This window comes from Oceanivirga salmonicida (assembly GCF_001517915.1).
In the GTDB taxonomy this organism is placed as follows: Bacteria; Fusobacteriota; Fusobacteriia; order Fusobacteriales; family Leptotrichiaceae; genus Oceanivirga; species Oceanivirga salmonicida.
The window spans coordinates 1-16,377 of the sequence record NZ_LOQI01000037.1 but is presented as its reverse complement, the minus strand read 5'-3'; the positions used below and the strand labels follow the sequence as shown (position 1 = coordinate 16,377).

The following is a 16,377-nucleotide window of genomic DNA, read 5'->3' as shown; positions in this document are numbered from 1 at the left end:
AATATAAAAAGAAAACAATTGTAGTTATAAAATGTATATACATTATTTAATGTTATATTGTTTTCTTTGAAAAATTCATATAAATTTTGATTAGGGAGAAGGTAATAAAATGATAAAAGAAATTAATGAAAAAGAATTAATGGAAATAAATGGTGGATTTGTTATTACGGGAACAATGGTTGCAACTGGAATTGGTATTTTTGTTGGTGGTTTTGTAGTTGGAAAAGGTATTGGTACGATGATAAAAAAATGGACACATTAAAATAAATGTATAAGTATATTATTCTAATTAGAAATGAATTGATAAGAAAAATACTGAAGTTTTATAAAATTTATATTATAAGGGGGTTATGGTGATTTTTCGCCTAGTAAAGTATGGTAATAACAGCGAAACATGTGCTATATTTTAGTTATTTTGCAGTGCTACTTACTGATATAGTTGTTTTATATTTAAGATTTGTAAAAGGAATTGATATATCTAAAGACTATGTTAATACTTTAATTATGGGAACTATATCTTTAACTTTAATTGTTATTCCTATTTTAACTAGTACTGTTAAATTAGATGTATAATTTTATTAATAGTATAATTATATTTCTGAAACAATTTATATATCATAACTAAATTATATAAAGGTTAAATGTGATTATTCACGATAGGAAAATATAGTACAATAAATATAAATTAATTAATGAATATTATACCGTTGTAATTATTTTTGGCAATGATGCAACGGTATATTTGTTATAATATATTAATTAGAGAGAGGTAATAAAATGTATAAAGAAATAAATAATGAAAAAGAATTAATGAAAATAAATGGTGGTGGTTGTACTGATATTAATATTAGTGGAGGTATTAGTTTTATTCGTAAAACAATAGGAGCAATACGAATTTGGAGACGTTGGTAGTTTTAATTAGAGTTATAAAAACAGCATAATTATTATTCAAATTATAAGGAGGTTATGGTAATTTTTTACCTAGTAAAGTATGATAACAACAACAAAAAATATGTTATATTTTGGTTATTTTGCAATGTTAATTTCTGATATAGTTGTTTTATATTTAAAATTTGTAAAAGAAGTTGCTATACCTAAAAATGATATTATAGTTTTGGCTTTTCTTACTTTGGCTGTTACTTTAATTATTATTTTTAATTTAAATGATAAATTACGATTTATTAAATAACATAATTTATAGATTGTAGAATAATTAACATTATGATTGTAATTATATAAATATTAATTGTAATTATTATAACCGAGAAAGATATAGCATAATAAATATAATTTTATTATACCGTTGTAGTTATTTTTAACATGATGCAGCGGTATATTTGTTAGATATGAGTAAAAAATATATAAAGAAATAATTAATGAAAAAGAATTCATGGAAATAAATGGTGGTAATATAGGTGTAATTATTGGTTCATATATTGGTTTAGAATTTGGTAGAGGATTTCATGACGGATTATTTGGTAAATAATATAAAAAAGAATTAATAAAAATTTAAGTCATTTTTAAAATATGATTTTTATTTTGGTGTATACACAAATTAATTAAAAAATTTATATTTATTTAAAATAGTGTTATAATATGTCGAGATAGAAATATTAAATAATAAAGAATTAATGGGGGTAGTTGACTTATGGGATTTTATGATTCATATATAGTGAAATATAGTAATGGTAGTTTAAAAAAAGGTATTTGTGCTTATGAGTATTAAGAAATTTTTAATTTTTGTATTTAGTGTTGCTTTTTTTCTTTTCATTAGTTTTAAATTTAAGACTAAAGATATAGAGTTTATTCCAAATAAATTTAATATTGTAAAAGAAAAAGAATATATTTTTGATAGAAAAGCGAGAAGTAATGCTGAGTATGAAAATATTGTAAAAAGGAATTGGGAATTTGGTAATACTGTAGCAAATGTTGAGATATCAACAGAAAAAGCCATTGAAGACATTGAAGTTTTTATGTATTTATTAAAAACTAGGTATCCATATTATGATAAATTCGGTGGAGATGCTACTTTTTCTAAAGCAAAAAATGAAATATTAAAAATTTTAAATAGAAAAGATGAAATAGGTTCGTTTGAATTATCGAAAATAATATTAAATAATTTAAAAGTGATTGAAGATATCCATTTTAAAGTATTTGGATATAATGATATTAATAAAAATTATTATTATTATTATAAGTATGATAAATATGTAGATAATAAATTGTTAGATAAAATTTCAAAAGAAGATAGAGAAAAATATATTAAATATACTTTAGATAAAAAAGGTAACATTAGGTATACAATTGTTGCAAACAGTAATATTGATGATAAAAATATTAAATTAAATTTAAAATTAAAAGATGGGAAATTTTTAGAATATACATTACAAAAAATTAACAGTATTAATTTTAAAATGAATAAAAATGAATTTGAAGAATATAGAAATTATTATATAATTCGTGCTAGAAGTTTTAAGGGTAAAGATATAAATTATTACGAAAAATATTTAGACAAGATAAAAGAAAAGGATTTAGTAATAGATTTTAGAGGAAATAAAGGAGGATATACTTCAACATTTAATAATATATTAAGTAAATATTATTATAATATGGAAGAAGCCATAAATAAGGGAATGAAAAAATTTGCACTTAATTATATTGATTTATCATGGAAAAAAATAGAAGGCAAAACTATGCTTAATAAGGTATATAAAAAAAATAAAAATAAGATATACATATTAGTTGACAGAGAAACTTCTTCTGCTCCAGAAATTATAAGTATAATTTTAAAATTAGTAGACTATAAAAATGTTATAATTCTAGGTGTATCAACAGCTGGAGCAATTTCTGGAAATATGTCTGAAATTACCTGGTTATTACCCAATTCAAAGATTGGTGTAAATATGAGTTATTTTTATCATGAAACCATAGATAAAGCAAAGGAATATATAGGAGTAGAACCTGATATTTGGTTAGACCCTAATGATGAAAAAATATTTGAAAAATTAGATAGATTTATTAAAAAAAGAAAATAATATAATGAGATTGTTAAAGAATAATTTAAAAATTTCACTAATATCATTTGAATAAAAAAATAGAGTTATGTTTATTGATATAAAAATAATTCTATTTTAATTTATTTTAATTTTATAATTATTCTTATTTATTTATTTATTTTATTTAAATAATAACTTATAATACTTAATGAAATAAACAAGATTAGGATTTTATAAGTATAACTTATACCATATCTTTCTAAAGCAGTTGAAAATATACCTGCTAATGCACCTATAATACCTGCATTAACAATGTTTTTTTATTCATTTTGACTCCTTTTTTAATCAATTTTCACTAATATAATTTATATCCTATTATTTTCGCTATAATCACTATACCTATTCCTACTAACATTGATTTTATAAAATTATATTGTAAATTTAATTTTAACCATATAAAATTTAAAATACTGACTAAAATAAGAGTGAGAAAAAATAGTAAGATAAGTTTTTTGTATTTTGAAATCATTTTTGTCATCTCCCTATTTTAAAAATTTTATTTTTAATATTTTATTTTTCAAATTCGCATAATTTCTAGTACATTATACTCTTAAACTTTCAAATGTCAATACAATATTATTATGTTTTTTCTAATTTTTTAAAAACTTGAAATAATTACTAATAGATAATATAATATATAGTAAAGGTAGGTGATATATGATAGTAGGAGTAGTGGCTGAGTTTAATCCATTTCATAATGGGCATAAGTATCAGTTAGATGAAATAAATAAAAGAATAAATCCTGATTTAAAAATTGCACTAATATCATCTGATTTTGTACAAAGGGGAGAACTTAGTATATTAAATGTGTTAGATAGAACTAATATAGCATTAGATATGGGCTATGATATAGTGGTAGAAATTCCACCATATATTAGTTTTCAAAATGCTGAGATTTATTGTTCGTATTCTACTAGAATACTTTCTAAATTAAGTGTAGATATACAAGTTTTTGGAGCAGAAACTTCTAATATATCTGAAATTATTAAGATGAGTGAATTGCTTGTAGATGATAAAATAGTTGAATATACTTCAAAAGGGTATTCATATAATAAGGCTTGTAGTATGGTTTTAAAAGGGACTGATTTATATAAATCCAACAATATTTTGGCAATGGAATATATTAGGGCAATAAAGGGTTATAATTTAGATATTAAGCCATACATTATTGAAAGAAAAAATGTAGATTACAATGATAGTGATATAGTATCTGGAATAGCATCAGCAACTAGAATTAGAGAAATGATAAAAAATAAGGAAGATATATCTAGTTTAGTACCATATAATGCTAAATATAGTTATGTAATGGGCTATGAAGAAAAACTTTTTTCTCTATTTAAGTATATAGCATTAACTAAAAATATAGATAATATCTATGATATGACACAAGATTTAAAAAATTATATTTTAAAAAGATTAAAAATAGTATATAATTATAATGATTTCATAAATGAAATGGCAAGTAGACATATATCTATAAACAGAATTAAAAGACTAATGTTAAATGTAGTATTAGATATATCTAAAGAGTATATGGATAATATAAAAAAAAGTGAAATAAGTGAAATTAAAATTTTGGGTATAAATCAAAAAGGTTCGAAATATGTGAAAAATTTAGATTTTGCTAAGGTTAATTTTAAAGATATAAATGAAAATATTAAGTATAAACTATTATATGAGTATTTAGTTGATAAATATGATAATTATAATTCTATATACAAGGAGAAATAATAATGATATTTTTAGATAAAATACAAAAATATCCAAGAAAAAGTTTAGAAAAAGCTTTAAAAGACGTGATGAAAAGTAAAAATAGAATGATAGCAGGGAGATATTCTCCTAAGGTTTTTAACATGGAATATGAAGAAATAGAGTATAAATCTATTGATGGTCTTAATCTATATGGTTGGATTATTAAAAAACCTAATGCAAAAAAGACTATGATTTTTTTACATGGTAGAAATAGTAATAGAATATTTTGCTTGAAATTTTTACAACTTTTTTTAGACATGACTTTGAGTGAAGAGTATAATATTTTTATACCTGATTTAAGAAATTCAGGTAGATCAGATATAGCAAAAACTGCTTTTGGGTATTATTTTTCTAAAGATATATACAGCACAGTATTATATTTAAATAAGACTTTTAATTATAATAACTTTATATTATATGGATTTTCACAAGGGGCTATGGGAGCAGCGGCTATGCTATATTTTTATGAAAAGGATTTAAAAGAAAAAAATATAGTTGTAGAAAAACTAATTTTAGATAGTCCAGTTTCTAACGTTCGTAAAATAATACTTAGAAATGCTTATGTATTTGGTATTAAAGTACCATATATTATTAATATGATAGTTTTAAAAAAATTAGATAAAATAATAGATAACAATTTAGATGATTTAAAACTTTCAAAATTATTAGGAGTAGTTCCAACATTAATATTACAATCAGAAAAAGATATGACTACACCATTTGAATTTATGAAAGAAGAGTATGAAAATTTGGGAGAAAATGCTTTAAGAAAAACAAAATTCAAAGCATTTAGAAAAGGTCAACACGTCAGAATATATTTGCAATATAAACAAGAATATACAAAGGCTATAAATGACTTTTTGGAAAAGGAGATATAATGAATAAATTAAGTAAAAGAACATATATGATATATGGTTTAGGAGTATCATATTTTATGTTAGATAGAGTATTCGTTCAATGGATAAATTTTTTCTATTTACCATCAAAAGAATCTGGATTAAATCCACTTTTAACACCATATTTATTAACGTTAGGTTATGTTATAATTAGATTTATTGATGCAATAGCAGATCCTGTTGTAGGGTATTTATCAGATAATAGTAAATCAAGATTTGGGAAAAGGTCATTTTTCATGATTTTAGGTGGTCTACCACTTGCCATATCAACAGTACTATTCTTTTATCCCCCTACAACTAGTTTAAATGCTACATTTACACATTTTGTATTAGTGGGAACAGTTTTCTTTATTTCTTATACATTAGTAGGTGGACCATATAATTCATTGGTTGCAGATTTATCTAAAACTAAGGAAGAAAGAATAAATTTATCAACAGTACAGTCAGTATTTAGATTAATCTTTTCAGCATTACCTATGGTATTATCAGGGCTTTTAATAGCAAAATTTTCACCATTGGGTACAGAATATTCTGTTGAGGGATTTCAAAAAATGGTAATACCTTTTGCTATAGTTGCAGTAATAGGTATATATGTATGTGCTTTATTTTTAAAAGAAAAAGAGTTAACTAAACAAAATGAAAAAGAGGAAAAAATAAGTTTTAGAAAAACTATTAAATATTTATATAGAAAAGATGTTATTTTATACTTCTTAGGGTTATTTTGTTTCTTTACAGGATTTAATGTTATACAAACTTCACTTAGTTATTATGTAAGTTCAATATTAGATGAAGGTACAAAAGTAACAAGTTTTTTATCTACATTACTATTTATAGCATCAGCTATATTTTTCCCTATAACTAATATATTAACTAAAAAATTTGGATTTAAGAAAATAATGATTTTAAATTTAATTATGATAATAACAGGTGTTATTGGAATGATGACTTTATCAAATTCAATGTGGTTAGTAAATACTTCGGTATTTGTGATAGGAGCAGGAATTAGTGGTGCAGGATTTATATTCCCACCAGCAATGTTATCTGAGATAGCAAATGACATAGTAAAAGAAAGTAAATTATCAGTTGAAGGTTTACTATTTGGAATACAAGGATTTTTCTTAAAATTAGCATTTATGACAAAGGCTATAATTACTATATATGCTTCTATTTATAATGCAGTCCCAGATGCCCAAGGAAAAGTTAATACCACAAAAGAAGGAACTATACTTGCACTTACATTAGCAATAGTGTTATTTGTTTTATCTATTGTATTTTATTCACTAAAAAAAGAAAAAAATTAAAGGCTAATGAATTAAAATTAAAAATATGATATAATTATATATAAATGAAAAAAATAGGAGGAATAATGGAAAATAAGCAATTATTAGAAATTTCAAAAGAAATTAGAAAAGATATAATTGAAATGATATATCATGCAAAATCAGGACACCCAGGAGGTTCTTTATCAATAGCAGACATACTAACAGTATTATATTTTGATGAAATGAATGTAGATACAAAAAATCCTAAGATGGAAAATAGAGACAGATTGGTATTAAGTAAAGGACATGCAGCTCCAGCTTTATATGCAACATTAATGGAAAAAGGATTTATAGATAAAAAATTAATAACAGAACTTAGAAAATTTGGCTCTCCTTTACAGGGACACCCAGATCTTAAAAAATTAGATAGTATAGAAATGTCAACAGGATCTTTAGGACAAGGATTATCAGCAGCAAATGGTATGGCTATATCAGGTAAAATGTTTGATAAACCATATAGAGTTTATACAATTATGGGTGATGGAGAATTACAAGAAGGTCAATGTTATGAAGCAGCAATGACAGCAGCACATTATAAGTTAGATAATTTAGTGGCATTTATTGATGCAAATGGATTACAAATTGATGGTGAAGTAGTAAAAGTTATGAATTTATTATCTATAAAAGATAAATTTAGTTCATTTGGTTGGAATGTATTAGAAATAGATGGACATAATTTAGATGAAATAAAAAATGCTTTAAAAGTAGCAAAAGAAACAAAAGGAAAACCAACTGCAATAGTTTGTAAAACCGTAAAAGGTAAGGGAGTTTCATTTATGGAAAATGAAGCAGGTTGGCATGGTAAAGCACCAAACAAAGAAGAATTTGAAAAAGCAATGAAAGAATTAAATTAGGAGGTATTTATAATGGAAAAAAAAGCAACAAGACACGCTTTTGGAGAAGCATTAGTAGAGTTAGGTAAAATAAATAATGACATAGTAGTATTAGATGCAGATTTAACTAAATCAACTATGACAACATTTTTCCAAAAAGAATTCCCTAATAGACATATTAATATGGGAATAGCAGAGGCTGATATGATGGCAACAGCAGCAGGAATAGCAACAACTGGAAAAATCCCTTTTGTATCTACATTTGCAATATTTGCAGCAGGTCGTGGATTTGAACAGATAAGAAATAGTATAGCTTATCCACATTTAAATGTTAAAATTTGTCCTACACATTCAGGCGTATCAGTAGGAGAAGATGGTGGTTCGCATCAATCAATAGAAGATTTAGCATTAATGAGAACATTACCAGGTATGGTAGTATTATCACCAGCTGATGCAGTAGAAACTAGACAAATGATATTAGAAGCAGCAAAATATGAAGGGCCTATGTATATTAGACTTGGTAGATTAGCAGTTCCTAAATTATTTGATGAAAATTATAATTTTGAAATAGGAAAAGCAGCTACATTAAAAGAAGGTAGTGATATTGCAATAATAGCAACTGGACTTATGGTTTCAGAAGCAATGGAAGCAGCTAAAATTTTAGAAGAAAAAGGAATAAGTGCAAGAGTAATAAATATGTCAACAATAAAACCATTAGATGAAAAAACAGTTTTAAAAGCTGCAAATGAATGTAAGTTTATTGTTACATCAGAAGAACATACAGTAATTGGTGGATTAGGTTCTGCCGTTTCAGAATATTTATCAGAAGTTAAACCTACAAAGGTTATAAAACATGGAATTTATGATAGATTTGGTCAAAGTGGAGAAGGAAATCTAATGTTAGATAAATACGAATTAAGAGGTAAAGATATAGCAAAAGTAGTGTTAGATAATTACAAATAAAGGAGATAATATGAAATTAGGAATTAAAAACAATAAATTAATAGTAGATTTAAACTCTTTTATATCTGCAGTTATAACACTAGCAATAGTTTTTATGCTAACATTTATTTCGGTTTTCGGTATTTTGAGTTTAAAAGAATATAGGACTGAAAAAGAAAACAGAAATCAAATTATAGTATATTTAAAAGATTTAGAAGAAGAGCAAAAAAAAGAAATAAGTAAAAAATTAATTGAATTACCAGGAGTAAATTCATTAAGATATGAATCAAAAGAATTAGCATTAAAGGCTGTAATGTTAGAATTGGGTATGACAGTATCTGAAAATGAAAATCCTTTGGAAGATGCATTTTATGTTTACTTGAAAAAAGATGTTAATTTAGAAAAATTAAAAAACAGTTTAATAAACATGAAAGAAATTGATTCATTTGATTTTAGAACAAAGGCGATAGAAGAAGGTATAAAGTTTAACAATGTTGCAGAAAGAATAAGTATAAATGCAACTATAATTGTTTCTTTATTAACTATACTTATGATATATAATATTATTAGATTTTCTATTATATCTAAGAAAAATGAAATACACGAAAGTTTGCGTTCAGGTAAGAGCGTTAAAGAATTAAAAAAAGTATTTTTTGTTGAAAGTGTAGTAGCAGTATTAGGGTCATTTGGTATAGCATTTATAACATATTTAATTATAAAAACTAAACTTGTGCAAAGTATAAATTCATTAATAAAAGATTATAAAACAACAAGATTTACATTTTCTGAAATAGGAGCATTATTAATAATACTAGTATTATCAATAGTAATATCATATTTCATAAACTATTTTTCTATGAACAAGTATTTTAAAAATTATACTGGTGATATAAATTTAGAAGAAGTAGATTTGGAAGTGGAAGTAGATGAAAATTAAAAAAATAGGATTATTTATTTTGATTTTAGGGCTAACTAATTATATATTCGCTGATAATCGAATAGATAAAAATAAAAATAGAATAAATCAGATTAATAGACAAGTAAATGCTAATAGTAGCAAGATAAAGAAAAATAAAAATCAAATTTATGTGGCGAAAAAAACAGAAAAACAAGTAAAAAGAGAGATAAATAATCTTAATTATAAAATAGATAGACTACAAAAAGAATATAGAGTTTTAGAATCAAAATATATAAAGATTTTAAAAGATATAGGTAAAAATGATAGCGAAATAAGAGATAATATTAAGAAAATAAATGATAGTAATGAAAAAATAGAATACAATAAAACAGAATATTCTAATAAAATAATAGCACTTGATAAAGTAAGACGTTCAAGAGTAATAGAAAAAGATAAAAGTTTTGAAAGAGTTCGTGATGCTAAGAAAAAACAAGATGAGAAGAAAATATTAGCACTTCAAGTGTCTAAAATACAGGGTATAGAGTATTATAAAACTCATGTTGAAAAAAATAAACAAAAAGTTGAAGTTATTAAAAAGAAAAATTTAGTTGAAGCCTCTAATGTAAAAAAGGCAAGAATACAACTTGAAAATAAGAGAAAAGAATTAAAAATTGCTAAAATAGAAAAAGACAGAAAAGTTGCACAACTGAAAAAAATACAATCTAATTTAGGCCATGAAAATAAAAAATTACAATCTAAAATTAGTAAACTTATAAGAGAAAAACGTAATTTAGAAGCACAAATACAAGCAATAATTGCTCAAAATCAAAAAAAGAAAGCAAGTAGTGGAGGCAAAGAAGATCCAATAGTAGTAATTAAAGGAACTGGAAGATTATCAATGCCTATTAATGGAAGAGTAGTAGTAAGATTTAGACAAGAAAAAGTTAAAGGTTTAAAAAGTAATGGTATTGAAATTAGAGGAAAACTTGGACAGAATGTAAAAGCAGCTGATACAGGAACAGTATTACATGCAGGTAAACTTGGAAGTTTAGGTGGAATAGTAATTATAGATCATGCTGGAATAATAACTGTATATGGAAATTTAGCAAGTGTAAGAGTCAAAAAAAGAGATAATGTAAAAAAAGGACAATCTATAGGAACATTGGGTAGAGATTCAGCAACAAAAGAAACTAATTTATATTTTGAAACAAGAAAAGGTGTAAATTTGGTTGATCCGCTTAGGTATTTATAGGAGTTAAATATGTTATCATTAATAATAAATTTAATAGGATATGCAGTATTGATATATTTCATATATTTTACAGAAGTTTCAAAATTAAATTTTATATTAGGAAATATATTAATAGTAATAGGAGTTATATTCTTAATAATTAAATTAATTATACACTTAAAAAGCAAAAAAGAGTATATGGAATATGTTGATGAATTAGAAAATTTGAAATAAATTCAAGAACATGCTACAATCATGGTAGGTGATAAAAATGAAAAAACTAATAATGATGTTATTTTTAACAATTTCAATGTTGACATTTTCATTAGAAAATGGAAAATATGAAGTAGAAGAAAATATATCTAATGATACTATATATGTAATGAATATAATAGTAAGTAATAATAATATAGTTAGTGTTAACTTTGATATAAAAGACTCTAACGGTAGAAGTAGGGTTTTTGGAGATAAAAAATTAAGAGATCAAATAATAACGTTTAAAAGAAGTATAACTTCAGGGGAAGATATATTTAGCCAAACAATATTTGATGATTCTGTTATAGAAAATCATTCAAAAGAATTACTTCAATATTTAATTGAAAAAAGTCAAAATGGAGAAACAGGACATTTTTTCAAATAATTAATTAAGTGATATTTTAAATATCACTTTTTTATAAATATATCTTAAAATTTTAAATGGAGGCAATGCGTGGATATATTGTATGTACTACTAGTTATTTTAATAATTTTAGTTTGTTACCTAATTTTCCTTATGAAAAATAAAGATAATAGAGATTTTAAACATGAAATTATAGAAAAAATGATAGAAAAAAATAATGATACAAAAGAAGATATAACTAGACTTATGTATGAAAATAAAAATAATATTTCTAAAGATATTATAGATTTTAAAGATAATTTAAAAAATAGTGTAGAAAAAAATATATTTGATTTGATTGATAAAGTAGATAAGAAATTAGTTGAAAATAATGAGATATCAAATAATTCAACAAAATCAATGCTAGTTTTCAAAGATACTTTAAAAGAAGGAATAGATAAGAACATTGATGAGTTAATATCTAAAATTGATGTTAAACTTGAAGGTAATACTAAAAGTATTACTGATTTTAAATTTGATATTAAAGATGGAATATATAAAAATATAGATGAATTAACTAAAAAAGTTGAAGAAAAACTTAAATCAAGTAATATGCTAGATAAAGATATCAAAGACGGTATAGTAACTTTTAAAGAAAGTGTAAAAGAAAATATTGCGAAGGATTTATTAGAATTAGGAACAAAAGTTGAGAATATTTTAAAATCAGGATTTAAAACTTCAACTGATACTTTTAATTCGGTTTTAGAAAGACTTGCTAAAATGGATGAAGCCCAGAAAAATATTTTGAAATTATCTAATGACATTATGGGATTACAGGCTATACTGACTGATAAAAAATCGCGTGGTAACTTTGGAGAAACAAGATTAGAGCAGGTATTAAATTATGTATATGGTAGTAGTGGTCTATACTCTATGCAGTACAAATTAAGTAATGGTAAAATAGCAGATTCTGTTGTATATATAGATGATAAATTAACAAAGGTATGTATAGATTCTAAATTCCCTTTGGAAAATTATTTAAAATATATGGAAAATGCAGAAAGCAGAAAAAACTTTATAATAGACGTCAAAAATCATATAGATGCAATATCATCTAAATATATAATAGAAGGTGAAACTTTAAATACTGCTATAATGTTTTTACCTAGTGAAGCAATATTTATGGAAATATATAGCAATTTTGAAGAAATATTAAATTACGCGTATGATAAAAAGGTTTGGGTAGCATCCCAGACAAATTTAATGATATATATAGCAACTATGCAATTAGCAACACTAAATTATAAGAAAAATAAAAGTGCAGAACAGATTTTAACACAATTAAATGACTTTTCTATTGAATTTAATAGATATGAAGAAAGATGGAATAAATTACAAAATGATTTTTCAAAATTAGAAAAAGATTTTAGTGATGTTAGAATTACAACTGATAAAATAAATAAAAAATTTGACACAATAAAAAGAATGGTAGAAACGGAGCAAATTAATGAAAAAGAATTGTAGTACAGCAACATTAGGTTATGGTTGGATATTAATATCATTTGCAGCATTTTTATGGGGACTAGATGGTGTATTATTAACACCAAGGTATTTTGCACTAGGATTTTATAATGTAAAATTTATAGTATTTATATCGCATTTAGTACCATTAGTTGTTTTATCAATATTATTTACAGGACAATATAAAAAAATTAAAGAATTTAAAAAAGATGACTTTATTTATTATTTTTTAATAGCTCTTTTTGGTGGAACACTTGGAACTTTAGCAATAGTAAAAGCATTAATGTTAAGTCAATTTAGTTTAAGCTTAGTAACTTTAATACAAAAAACTCAGCCTATATTTGCCATAATATTGGCATACACATTATTAAAGGAAAAACCAAATAAAAGATTTTATATAGTTTTAGCGGTATCATTAATATCCTTATATTTCCTTATATTTGGATTAAATAGTCCGAAATTACTAGAAGAAAATAATTTAAGAGCAGCAATGTATTCATTAATAGCAGCTTTTTCATTTGGGAGTTCAACTGTATTTAGTAAAAAAATAGTAAGTAATCATAGTTTTTTGACTACAGTTTTTTATAGATATCTTTTTACTACTATAATAAGTTTTTCTATATTAATTTTTTCAAGTGGAAGTATAGTATCATTAAGACAATATATATCTAGCCCTGATTTATATAAGTTAACATTTATAATAGCATTATTTAGTTTAACTTCTCTTACGGTGTATTACAAGGGAATGATAACAACAAAGGCTAGTTATGCAACTATATCTGAATTAGCATACCCTTTAAGTTCAGTAATAATAGAAGCATTGGTATATAAGAGAATATTAAGTCCTATTCAATTAATATTTTCTGCAATACTTATAATTAGTATAATATATTTGAATAAAAATAATAATAAGTAGCAATTTAAGTATGTTTTTGATATAATATAAAATAAAAAAAGTAATGGAGTTGGTAAAAATGATGAAAAATTGGGAAAAGTACATAACTAAAACATTAATTTCAAATGAGCAAATACAAACAAGAGTAAAAGAATTAGGGGCTCAAATAACTAATGATTTAAAAGATGATACTGCTGATTTAGTGGTAGTAGGTATATTAAAAGGGTCTGTAATATTTATGGCTGATTTAGTTAGAGAAATAAAATTGCCTTTATCTATGGATTTTATGGAAGTATCAAGTTATGGAGATGGCTTTGAAAATACAAGAGACATAAAAATAATAAAAGATTTAGAACATAGTGTAAGAGGTAAAAATGTATTAGTTGTTGAAGATATAATAGATTCAGGCTTAACATTAAAGAAAATATTACAAATGATAGGTAAAAGAGGACCTAAAAATGTAATATTATGCACATTACTTAATAAAAAAGAAAGAAGAGAAGCAGATGTAGATGTCCAATATATTGGATTTGATATACCTGATGAATTTGTTTCTGGTTATGGTTTAGATTATAAGCAAGAATACAGAAATATACCATATATTTGTGTTTTGGATATAAATAATGAAGAAATATAGTCATAAAAAAAAATATGGGCAAAACTTTTTAGATAGTTCAGAAGTCTTGGAAATGATAAAAGAAGTTATAAATTTAAATGGAGAAGAAGTTTTAGAAATAGGACCTGGTCATGGTTTTTTAACTAAAATGCTTTTAGAAAATTCTAAGCATCTTACTTGCTATGAAATTGATACTGATTTAATTCCTTATTTAGAAAAAAAGTTTCATAATTACCCAAATTTTGATTTGGTAAATCAGGATTTCATGGAAGCAGATATTAGGGGAAATAATTTAAAAGTAGTTGCTAATATACCTTATTATATTACTAGCCCAATAGTTGAAAAATTAATAAATAATAGAGATAAAATAGATGAAATATTTATAATGGTCCAAAAAGAAGTTGCCAATAGAATTTGTAGTGATTATTCATCAAAAGATGTTAGTACATTTACTCATTTTATAAGATTTTATACAGAACCTAAATATCTGTTCACTGTTAAGAATACATATTTTACTCCAATACCTAAGGTAGATTCTGCATTTATATCGCTTAAAATTAGAAAAGATAAAAAATATGAAAATATGATAGATTCTAAAATATATTTTAAGTTCATAAATCAAGCATTTTCAAGTAAAAGGAAAACTTTATCTAATAATTTAAAAGGTTTAGGAGTAACAAAAGAGCAACTTGAAAAGTCTCTTGGTAGTTCTATGAAAAGAGCAGAAGAATTGAGTATAGAAGAATTTATAAAATTAATAAAGGATTTAGATTATGATAGACTATGAGTATATTTTAAAAATAGGTAGAAAAGATATAGATATAATAAATAAGATAACAGAAGCATATGAAGGTATAGGAAATGTTAGAACCATAGATAGCCATAAAGCACTTATAAAAATACTAACTAATTCATATTTTTTAGATGATATTGATAACATGTTAGAAAAAATAAGACAAACTTTAAATGTTGATATTGAAGTTATTTCAAAAGAAGTTTGGCAAGGGGAAATATAAAATTAAAAGAGTGTAGGAATAATATTTAAAGTCAGAGAATTATAGAAAGAACATGTTCTTTTATCTCCGGCTTTTTTTGTACTTGAAATATATATGAATAGAGAATATAATATATAAAAGAAAGGGTGGTATTATGAATATAGAATTTAAGACAAGTTTTAGTATAGGAAGTATTCGTAAAGAGACTTTTTATGTAGATAAAACAATGCTTATAGATAAATTAATAAATAATTACGGAGACCCAATAAATGAAACAGTATTAATATGTAGACCCCGTAGATTTGGTAAGACACTTGGATTAGATACAATAAACTTTTTCTTTAATAAAAATAAAAAAGAAAAGGCACTAGAATTTTTTAGTGATAAAAAGATAGCCAAAACAGAAAAAATGAAATATATAGGAACAAGACCAGTAATACACCTTGATTTTAAAAATAGAGAAGCAAAAAATTTAGATAGTGTTAGATATGCAATACAAGACCTTTTACTAGACTATTTTTATGAATTAAAAGATGAAAAAATTTCTCTTGCAGTTAAAAGTAAAATATTAAATATATTAGAAAAAAGAGAAAAAGCATTTGAATTAGATAAATCACTTCAGTTATTAACAAAGGCAATACATGAAGTAGAAGGTATTAAACCCATATTGTTAATAGATGAGTACGATAGTTTTGTAATAGATATGCTTGATAAAGATGAATTGCCAGAAGTAATATCTTTTTTTAGAACTTTATTTGGTACAGCTTTAAAAGGTAATCCTGATTTACATTTTGCAGTATTAGTAGGAATAACAGAATTAAC

20 protein-coding genes are annotated in these 16,377 nt (G+C 23.9%); all 20 read left to right on the top strand.

Translation table 11 applies throughout. The features are described 5' to 3' along the window. Positions 1-109 precede the first annotated feature (109 nt). Positions 110-262 (top strand): bacteriocin, encoded by a 153-nt coding sequence (locus tag AWT72_RS09485; protein WP_156413088.1) that lies wholly within the window; start codon positions 110-112, stop codon positions 260-262. A gap of 113 nt (positions 263-375) precedes the next feature. Further along, the gene (locus AWT72_RS05345) at positions 376-573 is read left to right on the top strand and encodes a hypothetical protein (protein ID WP_067141955.1); all 198 of its coding nucleotides are present in this window, start codon (positions 376-378) and stop codon (positions 571-573) included. Positions 574-777: 204 nt separating this feature from the next. Then, positions 778-912 (top strand): hypothetical protein, encoded by a 135-nt coding sequence (locus tag AWT72_RS10080; RefSeq protein ID WP_306765427.1) that lies wholly within the window; start codon positions 778-780, stop codon positions 910-912. A 79-nt stretch (positions 913-991) separates the two neighbouring features. Further along, positions 992-1,189 (top strand): hypothetical protein, encoded by a 198-nt coding sequence (locus AWT72_RS05340; RefSeq protein WP_067141952.1) that lies wholly within the window; start codon positions 992-994, stop codon positions 1,187-1,189. A gap of 526 nt (positions 1,190-1,715) precedes the next feature. Further along, on the top strand, positions 1,716-3,035 hold the full coding sequence (locus AWT72_RS05335) for a S41 family peptidase (protein ID WP_067141949.1): 1,320 nt from the start codon (positions 1,716-1,718) through the stop codon (positions 3,033-3,035). Between the two features lie 678 nt (positions 3,036-3,713). Beyond that, complete coding sequence (locus AWT72_RS05330; RefSeq protein ID WP_067141947.1) at positions 3,714-4,787, top strand: nucleotidyltransferase family protein; 1,074 nt, start codon at positions 3,714-3,716, stop codon at positions 4,785-4,787. 2 nt (positions 4,788-4,789) lie between these two features. Further along, entirely contained in the window at positions 4,790-5,686 is an 897-nt protein-coding gene (locus AWT72_RS05325) for an alpha/beta hydrolase (RefSeq protein WP_067141944.1), read from the top strand. After that, entirely contained in the window at positions 5,686-7,005 is a 1,320-nt protein-coding gene (locus AWT72_RS05320) for an MFS transporter (protein WP_067141940.1), read from the top strand. The genes AWT72_RS05325 and AWT72_RS05320 overlap by 1 nt, the downstream gene beginning before the upstream one ends. A 65-nt stretch (positions 7,006-7,070) precedes the next feature. Then, entirely contained in the window at positions 7,071-7,880 is an 810-nt protein-coding gene (locus tag AWT72_RS05315; RefSeq protein ID WP_067141936.1) for a transketolase, read from the top strand. A gap of 12 nt (positions 7,881-7,892) precedes the next feature. After that, a complete protein-coding gene (locus tag AWT72_RS05310; protein WP_067141933.1) occupies positions 7,893-8,822 on the top strand; it encodes a transketolase family protein in 930 nt (309 codons plus the stop codon). A 10-nt stretch (positions 8,823-8,832) separates the two neighbouring features. Next, positions 8,833-9,738 (top strand): cell division protein FtsX, encoded by a 906-nt coding sequence (locus tag AWT72_RS05305; protein ID WP_067141930.1) that lies wholly within the window; start codon positions 8,833-8,835, stop codon positions 9,736-9,738. Then, positions 9,728-10,951 (top strand): murein hydrolase activator EnvC family protein, encoded by a 1,224-nt coding sequence (locus AWT72_RS05300; RefSeq protein ID WP_067141927.1) that lies wholly within the window; start codon positions 9,728-9,730, stop codon positions 10,949-10,951. Before AWT72_RS05305 ends, AWT72_RS05300 begins: the two co-directional genes overlap by 11 nt. A 9-nt stretch (positions 10,952-10,960) precedes the next feature. Next, positions 10,961-11,164, top strand: coding sequence for a hypothetical protein (locus AWT72_RS05295; protein ID WP_067141924.1), 204 nt, complete (start codon positions 10,961-10,963; stop codon positions 11,162-11,164). 37 nt (positions 11,165-11,201) lie between these two features. Continuing rightward, entirely contained in the window at positions 11,202-11,570 is a 369-nt protein-coding gene (locus AWT72_RS05290) for a hypothetical protein (protein ID WP_067141921.1), read from the top strand. 69 nt (positions 11,571-11,639) lie between these two features. Continuing rightward, on the top strand, positions 11,640-13,052 hold the full coding sequence (locus AWT72_RS05285) for a DNA recombination protein RmuC (protein WP_067141918.1): 1,413 nt from the start codon (positions 11,640-11,642) through the stop codon (positions 13,050-13,052). Next, positions 13,036-13,965 carry a DMT family transporter gene (locus AWT72_RS05280; RefSeq protein WP_067141915.1) on the top strand — a complete coding sequence of 310 codons (930 nt, stop codon included), beginning with the start codon at positions 13,036-13,038 and terminating at the stop codon, positions 13,963-13,965. The genes AWT72_RS05285 and AWT72_RS05280 overlap by 17 nt, the downstream gene beginning before the upstream one ends. Before the next feature lie 58 nt (positions 13,966-14,023). After that, a complete protein-coding gene (gene hpt, locus AWT72_RS05275) occupies positions 14,024-14,581 on the top strand; it encodes a hypoxanthine phosphoribosyltransferase (RefSeq protein ID WP_067141913.1) in 558 nt (185 codons plus the stop codon). Further along, positions 14,568-15,347: a 16S rRNA (adenine(1518)-N(6)/adenine(1519)-N(6))-dimethyltransferase RsmA gene (gene rsmA / locus AWT72_RS05270; protein ID WP_067141910.1), complete on the top strand. Its 780-nt coding sequence runs from the start codon at positions 14,568-14,570 to the stop codon at positions 15,345-15,347. Before hpt ends, rsmA begins: the two co-directional genes overlap by 14 nt. Then, on the top strand, positions 15,334-15,576 hold the full coding sequence (locus tag AWT72_RS05265; RefSeq protein WP_067141907.1) for a DUF4911 domain-containing protein: 243 nt from the start codon (positions 15,334-15,336) through the stop codon (positions 15,574-15,576). The genes rsmA and AWT72_RS05265 overlap by 14 nt, the downstream gene beginning before the upstream one ends. Positions 15,577-15,709: 133 nt before the next feature. Continuing rightward, the coding region (locus AWT72_RS05260) for an AAA family ATPase (RefSeq protein WP_156413087.1) at positions 15,710-16,377 on the top strand (668 nt) is incomplete at its 3' end.

Excerpts from the sequence above, each read along its gene's own strand:
- AWT72_RS09485 (WP_156413088.1), top strand. The coding sequence starts at position 110 with ATGATAAAAGAAATTAATGAAAAAGAATTAATGGAAATAAATGGTGGA.
- AWT72_RS05345 (WP_067141955.1), top strand. The coding sequence starts at position 376 with ATGGTAATAACAGCGAAACATGTGCTATATTTTAGTTATTTTGCAGTG.
- AWT72_RS10080 (WP_306765427.1), top strand. The coding sequence starts at position 778 with ATGTATAAAGAAATAAATAATGAAAAAGAATTAATGAAAATAAATGGT.
- AWT72_RS05340 (WP_067141952.1), top strand. The coding sequence starts at position 992 with ATGATAACAACAACAAAAAATATGTTATATTTTGGTTATTTTGCAATG.
- AWT72_RS05335 (WP_067141949.1), top strand. The coding sequence starts at position 1,716 with ATGAGTATTAAGAAATTTTTAATTTTTGTATTTAGTGTTGCTTTTTTT.
- AWT72_RS05330 (WP_067141947.1), top strand. The coding sequence starts at position 3,714 with ATGATAGTAGGAGTAGTGGCTGAGTTTAATCCATTTCATAATGGGCAT.
- AWT72_RS05325 (WP_067141944.1), top strand. The coding sequence starts at position 4,790 with ATGATATTTTTAGATAAAATACAAAAATATCCAAGAAAAAGTTTAGAA.
- AWT72_RS05320 (WP_067141940.1), top strand. The coding sequence starts at position 5,686 with ATGAATAAATTAAGTAAAAGAACATATATGATATATGGTTTAGGAGTA.
- AWT72_RS05315 (WP_067141936.1), top strand. The coding sequence starts at position 7,071 with ATGGAAAATAAGCAATTATTAGAAATTTCAAAAGAAATTAGAAAAGAT.
- AWT72_RS05310 (WP_067141933.1), top strand. The coding sequence starts at position 7,893 with ATGGAAAAAAAAGCAACAAGACACGCTTTTGGAGAAGCATTAGTAGAG.
- AWT72_RS05305 (WP_067141930.1), top strand. The coding sequence starts at position 8,833 with ATGAAATTAGGAATTAAAAACAATAAATTAATAGTAGATTTAAACTCT.
- AWT72_RS05300 (WP_067141927.1), top strand. The coding sequence starts at position 9,728 with ATGAAAATTAAAAAAATAGGATTATTTATTTTGATTTTAGGGCTAACT.
- AWT72_RS05295 (WP_067141924.1), top strand. The coding sequence starts at position 10,961 with ATGTTATCATTAATAATAAATTTAATAGGATATGCAGTATTGATATAT.
- AWT72_RS05290 (WP_067141921.1), top strand. The coding sequence starts at position 11,202 with ATGAAAAAACTAATAATGATGTTATTTTTAACAATTTCAATGTTGACA.
- AWT72_RS05280 (WP_067141915.1), top strand. The coding sequence starts at position 13,036 with ATGAAAAAGAATTGTAGTACAGCAACATTAGGTTATGGTTGGATATTA.
- hpt (WP_067141913.1), top strand. The coding sequence starts at position 14,024 with ATGATGAAAAATTGGGAAAAGTACATAACTAAAACATTAATTTCAAAT.
- rsmA (WP_067141910.1), top strand. The coding sequence starts at position 14,568 with ATGAAGAAATATAGTCATAAAAAAAAATATGGGCAAAACTTTTTAGAT.
- AWT72_RS05265 (WP_067141907.1), top strand. The coding sequence starts at position 15,334 with ATGATAGACTATGAGTATATTTTAAAAATAGGTAGAAAAGATATAGAT.